12 protein-coding genes and 1 tRNA gene are annotated in these 16,019 nt (G+C 73.8%); 7 read left to right on the plus strand and 6 right to left on the minus strand.

Going from position 1 to position 16,019, the window contains the following annotated elements; all coding sequences use genetic code 11:
- Positions 1-336: 336 nt before the first annotated feature.
- The 3 genes from CP973_RS06160 to CP973_RS06170 are packed head-to-tail and all read left to right on the plus strand — an operon-like array spanning position 337 to position 5,809.
- Positions 337-1,233 (plus strand): FAD binding domain-containing protein, encoded by an 897-nt coding sequence (locus CP973_RS06160; RefSeq protein ID WP_030184521.1) that lies wholly within the window; start codon positions 337-339, stop codon positions 1,231-1,233.
- Positions 1,230-3,485 carry a 2Fe-2S iron-sulfur cluster-binding protein gene (locus CP973_RS06165; protein WP_244409297.1) on the plus strand — a complete coding sequence of 752 codons (2,256 nt, stop codon included), beginning with the start codon at positions 1,230-1,232 and terminating at the stop codon, positions 3,483-3,485. The genes CP973_RS06160 and CP973_RS06165 overlap by 4 nt, the downstream gene beginning before the upstream one ends.
- The gene (locus tag CP973_RS06170) at positions 3,482-5,809 is read left to right on the plus strand and encodes a xanthine dehydrogenase family protein molybdopterin-binding subunit (RefSeq protein WP_150238270.1); all 2,328 of its coding nucleotides are present in this window, start codon (positions 3,482-3,484) and stop codon (positions 5,807-5,809) included. The genes CP973_RS06165 and CP973_RS06170 overlap by 4 nt, the downstream gene beginning before the upstream one ends.
- Before the next feature lie 62 nt (positions 5,810-5,871).
- On the opposite strand, the gene CP973_RS06175 is transcribed toward CP973_RS06170, so the two are convergent.
- Together CP973_RS06175 and CP973_RS06180 are read right to left on the minus strand one after the other, a co-directional pair.
- A tRNA-Cys gene (locus tag CP973_RS06175) sits at positions 5,872-5,943 on the minus strand.
- A gap of 89 nt (positions 5,944-6,032) precedes the next feature.
- Positions 6,033-6,635, minus strand: coding sequence for a chemotaxis protein CheB (locus CP973_RS06180; RefSeq protein WP_167538272.1), 603 nt, complete (start codon positions 6,633-6,635; stop codon positions 6,033-6,035).
- Between the two features lie 150 nt (positions 6,636-6,785).
- Between CP973_RS06180 and CP973_RS06185 the strand changes: the two genes are divergently transcribed.
- From CP973_RS06185 to CP973_RS06200, 4 genes are all read left to right on the plus strand, one after another.
- Entirely contained in the window at positions 6,786-8,348 is a 1,563-nt protein-coding gene (locus tag CP973_RS06185; RefSeq protein WP_167538273.1) for an MFS transporter, read from the plus strand.
- A 42-nt stretch (positions 8,349-8,390) separates the two neighbouring features.
- Positions 8,391-10,187, plus strand: a complete 1,797-nt coding sequence (locus tag CP973_RS06190) for a DEAD/DEAH box helicase (RefSeq protein ID WP_150238272.1) — start codon at positions 8,391-8,393, stop codon at positions 10,185-10,187.
- A gap of 481 nt (positions 10,188-10,668) precedes the next feature.
- Positions 10,669-11,310: an IclR family transcriptional regulator gene (locus CP973_RS06195; RefSeq protein WP_030376373.1), complete on the plus strand. Its 642-nt coding sequence runs from the start codon at positions 10,669-10,671 to the stop codon at positions 11,308-11,310.
- Between the two features lie 91 nt (positions 11,311-11,401).
- Complete coding sequence (locus CP973_RS06200; RefSeq protein ID WP_150238274.1) at positions 11,402-12,181, plus strand: S16 family serine protease; 780 nt, start codon at positions 11,402-11,404, stop codon at positions 12,179-12,181.
- A 33-nt stretch (positions 12,182-12,214) separates the two neighbouring features.
- Here the strand turns inward: CP973_RS06200 and CP973_RS06205 are convergent, their stop codons facing one another.
- Genes CP973_RS06205 through CP973_RS06220 form a run of 4 tightly spaced genes read right to left on the minus strand, consistent with a single transcriptional unit; the run spans position 12,215 to position 16,005 of the window.
- Positions 12,215-13,216 (minus strand): glycine betaine ABC transporter substrate-binding protein, encoded by a 1,002-nt coding sequence (locus CP973_RS06205; protein ID WP_150238276.1) that lies wholly within the window; start codon positions 13,214-13,216, stop codon positions 12,215-12,217.
- On the minus strand, positions 13,213-14,115 hold the full coding sequence (locus tag CP973_RS06210; RefSeq protein WP_150238278.1) for an ABC transporter permease: 903 nt from the start codon (positions 14,113-14,115) through the stop codon (positions 13,213-13,215). The genes CP973_RS06205 and CP973_RS06210 overlap by 4 nt, the downstream gene beginning before the upstream one ends.
- Complete coding sequence (locus tag CP973_RS06215; protein WP_150238280.1) at positions 14,112-15,365, minus strand: betaine/proline/choline family ABC transporter ATP-binding protein; 1,254 nt, start codon at positions 15,363-15,365, stop codon at positions 14,112-14,114. The genes CP973_RS06210 and CP973_RS06215 overlap by 4 nt, the downstream gene beginning before the upstream one ends.
- A complete protein-coding gene (locus tag CP973_RS06220) occupies positions 15,358-16,005 on the minus strand; it encodes an ABC transporter permease (RefSeq protein WP_150238282.1) in 648 nt (215 codons plus the stop codon). The genes CP973_RS06215 and CP973_RS06220 overlap by 8 nt, the downstream gene beginning before the upstream one ends.
- Positions 16,006-16,019 lie beyond the last annotated feature (14 nt).

Consider the following 16,019-nt stretch of genomic DNA (forward strand, 5'->3'; position numbering starts at 1 on the left):
CGGTGGTTCCCGCGCAACGCACTCACGGCGGTCAAGGTGATGTATGTCCGGTAAGTCCCTCGGAGCGCGCCCGCCCGCGCGCTCCACGGCCCCCGGCCGCCGGCGCCCGCGGGCACGGCGGAGCCCCACTCCGCTTCGCGTCCCGAACATCCCGTACGTCCCGAACACCGGCCATGTCCCGCGCCGGCGGCGCCCGATGCCGTGCGAGCGCGCCCCGAAGGCGGGCCCTGGCGCCGCGGGCCTGCAAAGATGTGCCAGAGTTGCCACGTCCGGACCGTGAGCACGTACCGTACGGCGGAGCGGAACAGCCGGGACACCGGGGAAGGGGCAGCTGGGTTGACCACGCACGCACCGCAGGCTTCGTCATCCGTGGCGTTGCCGGCCTCGCTCGACGAGGCCGTGGCGGCGCTCACCGCCATGCCCACCGCCGTGCCCGTAGCGGGCGGTACGGACCTGATGGCCGCCGTCAACTCCGGGCTGCTGCGGCCCGCGGGCCTGGTGGGCCTCGGCCGGATCAGCGAGATCCGCGGCTGGCAGTACCAGGACGGCCACGCCCTCCTCGGCGCCGGACTGACCCTCGCGCGGATGGGCCGCCCCGACTTCGCCGCCCTCATCCCGGGCCTGGCCGCCGCGGCGCGCGCGGCCGGCCCCCCGCAGGTGCGCAACGCGGGCACCCTCGGCGGCAACATCGTCACCTCCGCCCCCACCGGCGACACCCTCCCCGTGCTCGCCGCCCTCGAAGCCAACCTGGTCATCGCCGGGCCCGGCGGCGCCCGCCGCGAGATCCCGGTCAGCCACCTGCTGGCCGGCCGCGAGATGCTGCGCCCCGGCGAACTCGTCGGCTACGTACGGGTGCCGCTGCTGCACGCCCCGCAGACCTTCCTGAAGGCCACCGGCCGCACCGGCCCCGGCCGCGCGACCGCCTCGGTGGCCCTCGTCCTCGACCCCGCGCGGCGCGGTGTGCGCTGCGCGGTCGGCGCGGTGGCCGCCATGCCGCTGCGGCCCCTGGAGGCCGAGGAGTGGGTGGCCTCCATCATCGACTGGGACGGCGAACGCACCCTGGTCCCCGAGGCGCTGGCCGCCTTCGGCGACTACGTCGCCGCCGCCTGCATCCCCGACCCGCCCCCGCCGCCGGACGGCACCGAGCCGCAGACCCTGCCGCCCGCCGCGCTGCACCTGCGCCGTACGGTGGCGGCCCTGGCCCGCCGAGCACTTGGGAGGGCGCTCTCGTGAGCGACGCCGACAGCCCCGACCGTCCCGACGGGCGCAACAGCCCCGAGGACACCCAGCCGCTGCGCGTGGTGCGGCCGCAGGACCGGCAGCGGTGGGAGCCGCTGCCCCAGGGCAACGAGTACGAGCAGGAGGCCACCGCCTTCGTCCAGCTCCCGGACGGCTTCACCAGCGGCCCGTACCCGGGCGGTTACGGCTACCCCGCCTACCCGGACCCCCACCAGGCCCCCGGCGCGCCGGACGGCCACGGCGGCGTGCCCGGCCACGACGGATACGGCGCCGACCCGCTCGCCGCGCCCGGCCACGGCTACACCCCGCCGTCCTCCTTCGCGCCGCCGGCCCCGGGCGCGGCCACCGACCCGGCGGCCACCGGCCAGTGGACGATGCCGTTCGCGGACGCCCCGGCCACCGGCCTGCCCGCGCACGGCATGCCGGACCCCGGCCCGCACGGCCACTACACCGACGCCGGCCAGGACGCCGCGTCCCGCGACGCCTGGCCGGGCGCGGACGGCGGCAGCGGCACCACCGGCCAGTGGGCGATCCCCACCGCCCCGGACGAGGTGCTGGAGGAGTCCGGCGAGTACCTCCTCGGCGACGACCGCAACCCGGCCTCCGGTTACGGGAACGCGTACGGCCACGTCGAACACGGGCACCTCCCCGCCGACCCGGCCGCGACCGGGCACTGGAACTTCACCACGGACCAGCACCCGGGCGCCGGCCACCTGCCGTACGACCAGCCCGCACACCAGCCGCAGCAGCACCGGTCACCGCAGCAGCACCGGCCGGCGGACCAGGTGACGCCCGGTTACGACCCGGCCCACGGGGTGCCTCCGGCGAGCGAAGGCCCGTACGAGGGCGGCACGTTGGGCGGCGGCAACTGGTCGCTGCCCGCCGACGCGCTGGCGCAGTGGCCGCCGGCGCCGCGTGAGGAGGTGCGGCCGGAGCCGGAGCCGGCCCCTGAGCCGGAGGCCGAAGCTCCGGAGGCCGAAGCTCCGGATGACGTCCCGGCCGATGCGCAGGGGAAAGCTCCTGCGGATGACGAAGCGGGTACGGCTGAGGCGGGTACGGCTAAGGCGGATACGGCTGAGGCGCACCCCGAGGCGCCTGCTGACGTGCGTACGGAGGCCGGTACGGGCGAGCCCGGCCCGGCCGAAGCCCGTACGGACACCACCGCCGACACCGGCGACGCCTCGGACGTACTCGACGAGGCCGTCCCCGAAGCCGCGCCGGAACCCGCCCCCGCCCCGGCCCCGGACGACATCGAGGCGGCCCCCCAGGCAGCCCCCGAGGTGGCCTCCGACACCGCGGCCTCCGAGGCTGCCTCCGACGTTCCGGCCTCCGACGCCCTGCCGACTCCGGAGCCCGTCGCGGTCCCGGGCGCGCCCGCCGCGCCGGAAGCGGACGTGCCCGTAACGGAAGCGCCCGAGGAAGCTCCCGCCGAACCCACGGATCAGCAGGACGCGACCCCGCAGCCCGAGCCCGAGTCCGCTTCCGAAGCACCGGCCCCGACGGCGGACCCGGCCGCAGCCGACCCCGTCCCCGCCACCACCCCCGAACCAGCCCCCGACCCTGACCCCACCACCCTCCCCACCCCCCACGACGAACACCCCCACATCTCCTACGTCCTGACCGTGAACGGCACCGACCGCCCGGTCACCGACGCCTGGATCGGCGAGTCGCTGCTGTACGTGCTGCGCGAGCGCCTCGGGCTCGCCGGGGCCAAGGACGGCTGTTCGCAGGGGGAGTGCGGGGCCTGTTCCGTACAGGTCGACGGGCGGCTCGTGGCGTCGTGCCTGGTGCCCGCCGCGACCACCGCGGGCAGCGAGGTCCGTACGGTCGAGGGCCTGGCCCGGAACGGCGCGCCCTCCGACGTGCAGCGCGCCCTGGCCGAGTCCGGCGCCGTCCAGTGCGGCTTCTGCATCCCCGGCATGGCGATGACCGTCCACGACCTGCTGGAGGGCAACCACGCGCCCACCGAGCTGGAGACGCGTCAGGCGCTGTGCGGCAACCTGTGCCGCTGCTCGGGCTACCGGGGCGTGCTCGACGCGGTCAACGAGGTCGTCCGCAACCGTGCCGACGCCGCGGCGGCCGCCGAAGAGGCCGCGGCCGCCGCCCCCGACGAGCCCGGCACCCCGCGCATCCCGCACCAGGCGGGCCCCGCCGATCCGCAGGGCCCCGCATCCCACGGCCACCACCCCCACGGGCCGCACCCCCACGGCCCGGGCGCAGATCCGCAGTCCGGAGGCTCCGCATGACCGGCACACCCGAGGGCGGCGCCGTCACCGCCACGCCCGCCGCGGGCGTCCCCCTCCCCGCCGAGCCGCCGCCGCACGGCCTCGGCGTCTCCCTGCCGTCCGCGGACGCCCCCGCCAAGACGGAGGGCGTCTTCCCGTACGCCTCCGACCTGTGGGCCGAGGGCCTGCTGTGGGCGGCGGTGCTGCGCTCCCCGCACGCCAGCGCCCGCATCCTGTCGGTGGACACCGGACCGGCCGCCGAGATGCCGGGCGTACGGGCCGTCGTCACGCACGCGGACGTGCCGGGCGACCCCGGGCACGGCCGGGGCACGCCCGACCGCCCGGTCTTCGCCCACGACGTGGTCCGCCACCACGGCGAGCCGATCGCCGCCGTCGCCGCCGACCACCCCGACACCGCCCGGCTGGCGGCGGCCGCCATCGCCGTCGAGTACGAGGTACTGGAGCCGGTCACCGACCCGCAACTCGCCTTCGAGGCCGAGCCGCTGCACCCGGACGGCAACCTGATCCGGCACATCCCGCTGCACTTCGGCGACCCCGAGGTGGTGGGCGAGACCATCGTCGAGGGCCTGTACCGCATCGGCCGCCAGGACCCGGCGCCGATCGGCGCCGAGGCCGGGCTCGCGGTGCCGCGCCCGGACGGCGGCGTCGAGATCTACACCGCCTCCACCGACCCGCACGCCGACCGCGACCTGGCCGCCGCCTGCTTCGGGCTGGCGCCGGAACGGGTCCGTATCGTCGTGACGGGCGTGCCCGGCGCCACCGCGGACCGCGAGGACCCGGGCATGCAGCTCGCCCTCGGACTGCTCGCCCTGCGCACCGGCTGCCCGGTCAAACTGACCGCCACCCGCGAGGAGTCCTTCCTCGGCCACGCCCACCGCCACCCCACCCTCCTGCGCTACCGCCACCACGCGGACGCCGAGGGCAAGCTGGTCAAGGTCGAGGCGCAGATCCTGATGGACGCCGGCGCGTACGCGGACACCTCCGCCGAGGCGCTGGCCGCCGCCGTCTCCTTCGCCTGCGGTCCGTACGTCGTCCCGCACGCCTTCGTCGAGGGCTGGGCGGTCCGGACGAACAACCCGCCGTCCGGGCACCTGCGCGGCGAGGGCGCGATGCAGGTGTGCGCCGCCTACGAAGGCCAGATGGACAAGCTGGCCGCCAAGCTCGGCATGGACCCGGCCGAGCTGCGGCTGCGCAACGTCATGGCCACCGGCGACCTGCTGCCCACCGGCCAGACCGTCACCTGCCCGGCGCCGGTCGCCGAACTGCTGCGCGCCGTCAAGGACGAGCCGCTGCCCGAACTCCCCAAGGACACCCCCGAGGAGGACTGGCTGCTGCCCGGCGGCCTGGAGGGCGCGGGCGAGCCGTCCGCGGTGCGCCGCGGCGTCGGCTACGCGCTCGGCATGGTCCACATGCTCGGCGCGGAGGGCGCCGACGAGGTCTCCACCGCCACGGTCAAGGTCAGCGGCTCCGTCGCCACCGTGCTGTGCGCCGCGGTCGAGACCGGCTCCGGCTTCTCCACCCTCGCGCGCCAGATCGTCCAGGAGACCCTGGGCATCGACGAGGTGCACGTGGCCCCGGTGGACACCGACCAGCCGCCCGCCGGGCGCGCCTGCCACGGTCGGCACACCTGGGTCTCCGGCGGCGCCGTCGAACGCGCCGCCAAGATGGTGCGCACCCAGCTCCTCCAGCCCCTCGCCCACAAGTTCGGCATGTCCACCGAACTCCTCCAGATCGCCGACGGCAAGATCACCTCGTACGACGGGGTGCTCAGCACCACCGTCGCCGAGGCCCTCGACGGCAAGGAACTCTGGGCCACCGCCCAGTGCCGCCCCCACCCGACCGAGCCCCTGGACGAGACCGGCCAGGGCGACGCCTTCGTGGGTCTGGCCTTCTGCGCCATCCGCTGCGTCGCGGACGTCGACATCGAACTCGGCACCGTCCGCGTCGTCGAGATGACCGTCGCCCAGGACGTCGGCCGGGTCCTCAACCCCCGCCAGCTCCGCGCCCGTATCGAAGCCGGCGTGACCCAAGGCCTCGGCGCGGCCCTCATGGAGAACCTCCGCACCACCCGCGGCCAGATCCGCCACCCCGACCTCACCGGCTACGCCCTGCCCACGGCCCTCGACGCCCCCGACATCCGCATCGTCAAACTCGTCGAGGAACGCGACGTGGTGGCCCCCTTCGGCGCCAAACCGGCCAGCGCCGTCCCCGTCGTCACCTCCCCGGCCGCCGTGGCCTCCGCCGTACGCGCCGCCACCGGCCGCCCGATAGGCCGCCTCCCGATCCGCCCGCAGGCGGCGGTGGCGCAGGTGGCGCAGCAGTAGCCGCGCCGAACGCGCGTGAAGGCGGCCCCGTACGCGTACGGGGCCGCCTTCATCCATGACCGAGGCCGTGATCGGATTCGAACCGACGTAACCGGATTTGCAGTCCGGCCCCTCAACCGCTCGGGCACACGGCCGTGTTGGTGAGCTGGTTCGAGACTAGGCCGCGGGGCCGGGGGAGGGGCAAGGGTTCCGGGCGGGGTGCCATGAGGTTGCAATGTGGTGTTCACGGGTCCGGGGCGGGGTGGGCGAAGGAACGGATCATCGATTCGATGGCGTGGAGCGGGAGTACGTGGTCCACGGCGCCGGATTGCAGGGTGGCCTCGGGCATGCCGGGGTACTGGGCGGTGTCCGGGTCCTGGACGACCACGGTGCCGCCGCGGTCCTTGACGGCCTGCGCGCCCTGGGCGCCGTCGCAGCCCGTACCGCTGAGCACGAAGACCCAGGCGCGCTGCCCGTAGTGCTCGGCGAGTGAGGTGAACAGCCGGTCAGCCGCGGGCCTGACCCTGTTCACGCGCGCCGTGTCGGCCAGCCGCAGTGTGCCGTCCGGCTCGATGAGCAGGTGGCGGTCGGGGGGTGCCAGGTAGACGCGGCCGGGGGCGGCCCGTTCGCCGTCCCGGGCCATGGTGACCGGCACCCGGGTCTTCCGCTGGAGGACGGAGTCGAGCACCGTGCGGTGCCGCGGGCTCAGGTGCTGTACCACCAGCATCGGTACCGGTGGGCCCGAGGTGAACGAGCCGAACAGCTCCAGCAGCGCGAACACCCCTCCCGCGGAGGCGGCGATGGCCACTACGGCACAGCTTTCGTCGATGCGTTCCGGCGGCGCCATATCGGGAGCCTAGGGGAGTGCCTTGCGGGGCGACACACCCAGGCGACGTACCCGAGTGCCCCCCGGGGCGGCGCACCTAGTTCCAACGGCCGAGACGATCTCCGTCCCGCGACAGGGGCGCGGTCGGGTTGTGCCTCTTACGCTGACCGCATGACTGCCGTGGACCCGCGTGATGCCCTCGATGATCCCCGGCCGGCTCCGGGCCGGACCCCGGTTCCGGCCCAGGCCGCCGCGCCGCCCGATCCGTCCCCTGGCGGTGTGCTCGGGCGGCGCTACCGGGCGCTGACGCTCGGCATCATCTCCGTCGTCTCGCTCATCGCCTTCGAGGCGAGCGCGGTGAACACCGCCATGCCGGCTGTCGGCCAGGCCCTGGACGGGATCGAGCTGTACGCGTTCGCCTTCTCCGCGTACTTCACGGCGAGCCTGTTCGCGATGGCGCTGTCGGGGGAGTGGTGCGACCGGGGCGGGCCGCTCGCACCCCTGTTCACCGGGATCGCCACCTTCGGCGCGGGGCTGGTGGTCGCGGGGTCGGCGCAGCAGATGTGGCTGTTCGTGGCCGGGCGCGGGGTGCAGGGGATCGGGGGCGGGCTGGTGATCGTCGCCCTCTACGTCGTGGTCTCCCGCGCGTATCCGGAGGCGCTGCGGCCGTCCGTGCTCGCGGCCTTCTCGGCGGCCTGGGTGCTGCCCGTGATCGTCGGGCCGCTCGTCGCCGGGTCGGTCACCGAGCAGCTGGGCTGGCGCTGGGTGTTCCTGTCCATACCCGTACTCGTGCTGCTGCCGCTCACGGTCATGCTGCCCGCGCTGCGCAAGCTGCCGCCCCGCAAGGGGGAGGAGCGGATGGACCGGCGCCGCATCCTGCTCGCCCTGGCGGTGGCCGTGGGCGCCGGGCTCCTTCAGTACGCGGCGCAGCGGCGCGACTGGATCGCCGTGCTGCCCGTGGCCGCCGGGCTCGCCCTGCTGGTGCCCGCCGTCGTACGGCTGCTGCCCAGGGGGACGTTCCGGGCGGCCCGCGGGCTGCCGTCCGTCGTTCTGATCCGCGGGCTGGCGGCCGGCTCACTGCTCGCCGCCGAGAGCTTCATCCCGCTGATGCTCGTCACGGAGCGCGGTCTGTCGACCACGCTGGCCGGGCTCTCGCTGACCGGCGGCGGCCTCACCTGGGCCCTGGGCTCGTACACCCAGAGCCGGCCGCGCCTGGAACCGTACCGGGAGCGGATCATGGGGATCGGGATGGTGCTGATGACGGCGGCGATCCTGATCGTGCCGCTGGTGCTCGTCCCCGGCGTGCCGGTGTGGATCGTGGCGGTGGCGTGGGTCGTGGCCGGGTACGGCATGGGGCTGAACATCTCCAGCGGGAGTGTGCTGCTGCTGAAGCTGTCGCCGCCGGAGGAGGCGGGCAGCAACTCGGCCTCGCTCCAGGTCTCGGACGCCCTCGGCAACATCACGTTCGTCGGGATCAGCGGGCTGCTGTTCAGCGCCTTCGGCGGCGGCGCGGTCGACACGCACGCCACGCCGGACGTGACCAACGCCGCATCCGGGCAGCCCGCCGCCTTCGCCGCGGTCTTCGTCACCATGGCGGCCGTGGCCCTCACCGGATCGTGGGTGGCCACGCGTCTGAAGCCCGCCGGTGACGGGCGCGCGCCGGCCGCCCGCGGCGGCGGGAGGACGGCGCCGGTGCCCGGGCCGCGCACGCCGGAGGCCTCCGCGGAGCGTTAGGCTGACGCGGTTGCCGATCGCCGAGCCAGCCCGACGGAGACCGTGACTACCACCACCAGCGCCACCAACAACCACCACCTGTCCCCGGCCTTCCCCGGACGGGCCCCCTGGGGTACCGCCAACAAGCTGCGCGCCTGGCAGCAGGCCGCGATGGACCGGTACATCCAGACGCAGCCGCGCGACTTCCTCGCGGTCGCGACGCCCGGCGCGGGCAAGACCACCTTCGCGCTCACCCTCGCCTCCTGGCTGCTGCACCACCACGTCGTGCAGCAGGTGACCGTGGTCGCGCCCACCGAGCACCTGAAGAAGCAGTGGGCGGAGGCCGCCGCCCGCGTAGGCATCAAGCTGGACCCGGAGTACAGCGCGGGTCCGCTCGGCCGGGAGTACCACGGCATCGCGATCACGTACGCGGGTGTCGGCGTGCGTCCGATGCTGCACCGCAACCGCATCGAGCAGCGCAAGACGCTGGTCATCCTCGACGAGATCCACCACGCCGGTGACTCCAAGTCCTGGGGCGAGGCGTGCCTGGAGGCGTTCGAGCCGGCCACCCGGCGGCTCGCGCTGACCGGTACACCGTTCCGCTCCGACACCAACCCGATCCCCTTCGTGACGTACGAGGAGGGCGACGACGGCATCCGGCGCAGCGCCGCCGACTACACGTACGGCTACGGCAACGCGCTCGGCGACGGCGTCGTGCGCCCGGTGATCTTCCTGTCGTACAGCGGCAACATGCGCTGGCGCACCAAGGCCGGCGACGAGATCGCGGCCCGGCTCGGCGAGCCGATGACCAAGGACGCCGTCTCCCAGGCCTGGCGCACCGCGCTGGACCCGCGCGGCGACTGGATGCCCAAGGTCCTCAAGGCCGCCGACCAGCGGCTGACCGAGGTCCGCAAGGCGATACCGGACGCCGGCGCGCTGGTGATCGCCTCCGACCAGGAGCAGGCCCGCGCGTACGCCAAGCTGATCCGCGAGATAACGGGCGAGGGCGCCACCCTCGTCCTGTCCGACGACAGCGGCGCCTCGCAGCGCATCGACGACTTCTCGCGCTCCGACGACCGGTGGATGGTCGCGGTCCGCATGGTGTCCGAGGGCGTCGACGTCCCGCGCCTCGCGGTCGGCGTGTACGCGACGACCATCTCCACCCCGCTGTTCTTCGCGCAGGCCGTGGGCCGCTTCGTACGGTCCCGCAAGCGCGGCGAGACCGCGTCCGTCTTCCTGCCCACCGTGCCCTCGCTGCTCTCCTTCGCCAACGAGATGGAGGTCGAGCGCGACCACGTCCTGGACAAGCCGAAGAAGGACGGTGAGGAGGACCCGTACGCCGAGTCCGAGAAGGAGATGGACGAGGCCAACAAGCAGCAGGACGAGGACACCGGGGAGCAGGAGCAGTTCTCGTTCGAGGCGCTGGAGTCCGAGGCGGTCTTCGACCGGGTGCTCTACGACGGCGCCGAGTTCGGCATGCAGGCGCACGCGGGCAGCGAGGAGGAGCAGGACTACCTCGGCATCCCCGGACTGCTGGAGCCGGACCAGGTGCAGATGCTGCTCCAGAAGCGGCAGGCGCGGCAGATCGCGCACAGCAAGAAGAAGCCGGCCGAGGAGGCCGACCTGCTGGAGCTGCCCGCCGAGCGGCGCCCGGTGGTCACGCACAAGGAGCTGCTGGAGTTGCGCAAGCAGCTGAACACCCTGGTCGGCGCGTATGTCCACCAGAGCGGCAAGCCGCACGGCGTGATCCACACCGAGCTGCGCCGGGTGTGCGGCGGCCCGCCGAGCGCGGAGGCCACCGCCGGGCAGCTCAACGAGCGGATCAAGAAGGTACGGGAGTGGGCCACGCGCATGAAGTGAGGTGACCGGCCCGGACACCGGTTCGGGCCGCGGCCTTCCGGCGGGGCGGGGCAGCGTACGGCGACCGGCCGTGTGCCGCCCCGCCGTCGTGTTTGTGGCCGGGCCTGCGCGCCGTGGCCGGTTGCGCGGGTCTGTGGCCGGGCGTGCGGGTCCGTGACCGGGCGTGCAGGCCGTAGCTGGTCGCGCGGGCCGTGGCCGGACGTGCGGGTGTTGTGACCCAGGCCGAAAGGGTGCCCGCCCCCGGCGCCCCACCGCGCCCGGAGGATCTTCAGGGAATACCGGTCACGGAAGACCGGATTCTGGACGGACTCTTCCGCTGACCGGACCGGCTCGCTACTGTCCCGGTCACGCACACGCCCCGTGGCAGCGCCGCCGCGGAGCGCAGCCGGTGCCATGCGGCCGGCGGCCTCTTTGCGCGCGCTGCCCCGGGACCGGCAGCGCATCCCGCCATGAGCCGCCACTCACCCGAGGAGGGGGCGTCGTGACCGCGGAGACCTCTCAGACGCTCGACCGAGGACTGCGCGTCCTCAAACTGCTCGCCGACACCGACCACGGCCTGACCGTCACGGAGCTGTCCACCAAACTGGGGGTCAACCGGACCGTGGTCTACCGCCTGCTCGCCACACTGGAGCAGCACGCCCTGGTACGCCGTGACATCGGCGGCCGGGCCCGGGTGGGCCTGGGCGTGCTGCGCCTGGGCCGCCAGGTGCATCCGCTGGTGCGCGAGGCGGCGCTGCCCGCCCTGCGCGCGCTGGCCGAGGACATCGGCGCCACCGCCCACCTCACGCTCGTGGACGGTACGGAAGCGCTGGCCGTGGCCGTCGTCGAGCCGTCCTGGACCGACTACCACGTCGCCTACCGCGCGGGTTTCCGGCATCCGCTGGACCGGGGTGCGGCCGGACGGGCGATACTCAAGGCCCGCCAGGGCCATATCGAGGACGCCGGACTGGCCCTGACCCACGGCGAGTTGGAGGCGGGCGCGAGCGGCGCGGCGGCCCCGCTGCTCGGGGTCAGCGGCATCGAGGGCAGCGTCGGCGTGGTGATGCTCGCCGACACGGTGCCGGAGCGGGTCGGGCCCAGAGTGGTCGAGGCGGCCCGCGAGGTGTCCGAAGCGCTGCGTTAGACGCGGGCTCCCGGCGGTGCCCGGCAGGCCGTACCGGACGCCGCCGCCCCGTGGTGACCGGCCCGGTGCACAGGTCATCTAGGGTGGCGGGGTGTCTTCTCGCACTCGCGCCCTCGGGATCTGCACCGCCCTCGTCCTCGCGCTCCTCGCCACCGCGGCCTTCGCGCCGCTGCCGTTCTCGGTCGCCTTCCCCGGTGACACGGCGGACGTGCTCGGCAAGCACAAGGGCAAACAGGTGATCACGATCAGCGGCGCGCCGACCCGCGAGACCAGCGGCCAGCTGCGGATGGCGGCGATCGTGGCGACCGGCCCGGACGCCTCGGTGCGGCTGCCCGACATCATCAGGGGCTGGTTCCGTACGGACCAGGCCGTGATGCCGGTCGAGTCGGTCTACCCGGTCGGCGACACCGCGGAGAAGGCCGTGGAGCACAACCTGAAGGACATGCGCTCCTCCCAGGACGTCGCCACCAAGGCCGCCCTGAACTACCTGCACAAGAGCGACAAGGACGTGCGGGTCAAGCTGGACCTGGGCACGATCGGCGGGCCCAGCGCGGGCCTGCTGTTCTCGCTGGGCATCATCGACAAGCTGGCCGGGGACGGCGAGGGCGGCGACCTGACCGGCGGGCAGAAGATCGCGGGCACCGGAACGATCACCGCGGACGGCAAGGTCGGCGCGGTCGGCGGGGTGGCCCTGAAGACGCAGGCCTCGGGCCGGGACGGCGCCAAGGTCTTCCTCGTCCCCAAGTCGGAGTGCAAGGACGCGCAGGCCGAGCTGCCGGAGGGCATGCGGCTGATCCCCGTCACCACGCTCTCCGGCACGGTGGACGCGCTCAAGGCGCTGAAGTCCGGCGGTACGGTCCCCAGCTGCTGAGCGCGGCCGCGCGAAGGCCCCGGACCCGGCGCCTCAGTCCCCGTCCTCGATGAACCCCTTCTCGATCATCCAGTCCTTGGCGACCTCGCGGGGGTCCTGCCCCTCCACGTCCACCTTCGCGTTCAGCGACTGCGCGACGGCGTTGTCCAGCGCCTTGGTGACCGGCGCCAGGATGTCCGCGATCTGCGGATACTTCCTCATCGTCGCCGCGTTCATCTCGGGCGCCGCGTTGTAGTTGGGGAAGAAGTGCTTGTCGTCCTTGAGGACGTGCAGGCCCATCGCCTTGATCCGGCCGTCGGTCGTGTAGACCTCGCCGAAGGCGCAGGCCCGGCCCTCGGCCACCTGGGTGTAGACGACGCCGCTGCTCATCTTCCTGATGTTGCCGGCCGGGATGTCCATGCCGTACGCCTTGGTCATGCCCGGCAGGCCGTCGTTGCGGGCGGAGAACTCGGCCTCCGCGCACAGCGTGACCGCGCTCGGGTCCTTGCGGGACAGCTCGGCGACGTCCGAGAGCGTCTCGGCCCCGTACCGCTTGTGGTGTGCGGCGTTGAGCGCCAGCGCGTACGTGTTGTTGAGCTTCGACTGCGGCAGCCACTCCACGCCGTTGGCCCGGTCGCCGTCGCGGACCGCCTCCCACTGCTTCCGCGGGTCCGCGATGGGCTTCTCGTGGCCGAGGTGGGTGATCCAGCCGGTGCCGGTGTACTCGTACATGCCGTCCGCCGTACCGGACTTGACCGCCTCGCGGGCGCCGATGGTGCCCTGGATGTTGGTCTTGTCCACGACCGTGGCACCGGCCGCCTTGAAGGCCAGGCCCATGATCTGGCCGAGGATGATGTTCTCGGTGAACTCCTTCGAGGTCACGGTCAGCTCGGCGCCCTTCAGCGGCAGCCCCCGGCCGACCGTGCCGGGCCGTACGTCGTCGCTCATCGGGCTGCCGCTGACCAGGCCGCAGCCGACCGGCCCGGCCGCGGCCAGCAGCAGGCACCCGGCCGCGGCCGGTACGGTACGGCGCCATCGCCGTGCTCCTGAGGTCATTCCTCCCCCACCTCCAGCCCGCGCGGGCGCAGCAGCAGTTCCACGAGGGACGCCAGCCAGTCCACGAGCAGCGCCAGCACCACCGTCAGGACGGAACCGAGCACCAGCACCGGCATGCGCTGGGTGATGATGCCCGCCGAGATCAGGTCGCCGAGTCCGCCGCCACCGCCGAAGGTGGCCAGCGTCGCGGTGCCCACGTTCAGGACCAGCGCGTTGCGCACGCCCGCCAGGATCAGCGGCACCGCCAGCGGGAGTTCGACCCTGCCCAGCACGCCGGCCGCCGACATGCCGATGCCGCGGGCGGCCTCGGTCAGGGTCGGGTCGATGGCCTTCAGGCCCGCGATGGTGTTGGCCAGCACCGGCAGCACGGCGTACAGGACCATGCCGATGACGGCGGCCTCGGGGCCGATGCCGAGCCAGATGACCAGCAGCACCAGCAGGCCCAGGGCGGGCACCGCCTGCCCCAGGTTGGCCGCCGCGACCGCGGCCGGCGCGGCCCGGCGCAGCCCGGCGCGGGTCAGCGCGACGCCCAGCGGCAGCGCGATGACCAGTACGAAGAAGGTCGACACGGCGGTCAGCTGGAGGTGCTGGCGCAGCGCGAGCCACACCTTGCCGCCGTCCACCGCCTGGTGCGCGATCGAGTCCAGGTCCGTACCGCGGAACCACAGCCAGGTGGCGAGCAGCACCGCCGCCAGCACGGCGGGCACCGTGACCACCTTCTTCCAGGTGATCCGGCGCGGCGGCCGGGCGGCCGGCGCCGGGGGCTCCGGCTCGGCCGTCAGGAGCGGCCCGCGCTCCCCGGCGGCCGCGGCCTCGTCGCGGAACCGTACGCCGCGCACCTCGTGCTCGCCCGCCGGCCGCTCGCCCCTCGGCGGCCGGCGTCCGTCCCGGGGGCTCACGCCTTGACCCCGTGCGCGCCGCCCGCCGGATCGACGCCCTCCTGGGCCAGCCGGGTCTGCCGGGAGCGCTGCTCCTCCAGCTCGTGCCGGTGCTCCAGGGCGTCCAGCCGGTCCGCTTCCAGCAGGTCGTGGACGTTGTTCATCAGCGTCTCCATGTCCACCACGCCGATGTACGCGCCGCGCCGCCCGGTCACCGCGACCCGGCCCGCGTTGTCGGTCAGCACCGCCTCCAGCGCGTCGCGCAGCGTCGCGTCGCGGGTGACCGTGTCGTGCACGAGCGTGCCGGCGCGGGCCAGCGAGCCTTTGGCGCGCATCAGGTCGCCGCGGCGCAGCCACTTGTACGGGCGCCGGTGTCTGTCCAGCAGCAGCACCTCGTTGGTGGTGCCGGAGCGCAGCAGGTCGAAGATCGACTGGAGCGGGTCCTCCACGGAGGCGGTGGGGAAGTCGACCACGCCCACGTCCCGTACGCGGGTGAGGTTCAGGCGCTTGAGGGCCGCGCCCGCGCCCACGAAGCCGGAGACGAAGTCGTCGGCGGGGTTGGTGAGGATGGCCTCGGGGGTGTCGAACTGGGCGATGTGCGAGTGCTCGCGCAGCACCGCGATCCGGTCGCCCAGCTTGATCGCCTCGTCGAAGTCGTGGGTGACGAAGACGATCGTCTTGCGCAGCTCGTGCTGGAGCCGGATCAGCTCGTCCTGGAGGTGGTCGCGGGTGATCGGGTCCACCGCGCCGAACGGCTCGTCCATCAGCAGGACCGGCGGGTCGGCGGCCAGCGCCCGCGCCACGCCGACGCGCTGCTGCTGGCCGCCGGACAGCTGCCGCGGGTAGCGGCCGTGGAACTCGCGCGGGTCCAGGCCGACCAGGTCGAGCATCTCCTCGACGCGGCTGTTCACCTTCGCCTTCTTCCAGCCGATCATCTTCGGTACGAGGGCGATGTTCTGCGCGACGGTCATGTGCGGGAACAGGCCGGACGACTGGATCGCGTAGCCGACCTTGCGGCGCAGCCCGACCGGGTCGATGCCGGTCACGTCCTCGTCACCGATCCGGATGGTCCCGGAGGTGGGCTCGATCAGCCGGTTGATCATCTTCAGGGTGGTGGACTTGCCGCACCCCGAGGGCCCGACGAGGATCACCGTCTCGCCCGGCTTGATCTCCATGCTCACGTCGTCGACCGCGGGCGCCGGACTGCCCGGGTACCGCTTGGTCAGGTGCTCCAGCGCGATGCCGGCGCCGGATGCGGTGGTCTCAGGCACGGATCCCCCTGGGAATGGTCAGGCGTCCGATCAGTACGTACGCGGCGTCGAAGAGCAGGGCCAGCACGACGATGCCGAGCGTCCCGGACAGCACCTGGTTGAGCGCGTTGGCGCTGCCCAGCGACGAGATGCCGCGAAAGATCTCGTTGCCCAGCCCCGGGCCCGAGGCGTAGGCGGCGACGGCCGCGATGCCCATCAGCATCTGGGTGGAAACCCGGATGCCGGTCAGGATCGGCGGCCAGGCCAGCGGCAGCTCGACCCGCAGCAGCCGGGCCGTACGGGACATCCCGATGCCCCTGGCGGCGTCGATCAGCGCGGGGTCGACACCGCGCAGGCCGACGACGGCGTTGCGCACCACCGGCAGCAGCCCGTACAGCGTCAGGGCGATGACGGTCGGCGCCACGCCGAGGCCGACGATCGGCACCAGCAGGCCGATCAGGGCCAGCGAGGGCACCGTCAGGATGGTCGCGGTGGTGGCGGTGGCCAGGTTCCCGGCCCACTCGCTGCGGTAGGTGGCGACGCCGAGCAGCACCCCGAGCACGGTGGCCAGCACCATGCACTGGAGGACGGCGCCGGCGTGCTGAAACGTGTCCGTCAGCAGCTGGGTGTGCCGGCTGCCGAGGTACTCCCAGAAGCTCACACGCGCCCTCCTCG

The sequence above is a fragment of the Streptomyces albofaciens JCM 4342 genome (assembly GCF_008634025.1).
Lineage (GTDB): Bacteria > Actinomycetota > Actinomycetes > Streptomycetales > Streptomycetaceae > Streptomyces > Streptomyces albofaciens.

What these genes read in the sequence shown, in the direction of transcription:
- CP973_RS06170 (WP_150238270.1), top strand. Translation starts at nt 3,482, where the DNA reads ATGACCGGCACACCCGAGGGCGGCGCCGTCACCGCCACGCCCGCCGCG.
- CP973_RS06180 (WP_167538272.1), bottom strand. Translation starts at nt 6,635, where the DNA reads ATGGCGCCGCCGGAACGCATCGACGAAAGCTGTGCCGTAGTGGCCATC.
- CP973_RS06185 (WP_167538273.1), top strand. Translation starts at nt 6,786, where the DNA reads ATGACTGCCGTGGACCCGCGTGATGCCCTCGATGATCCCCGGCCGGCT.
- CP973_RS06205 (WP_150238276.1), bottom strand. Translation starts at nt 13,216, where the DNA reads ATGACCTCAGGAGCACGGCGATGGCGCCGTACCGTACCGGCCGCGGCC.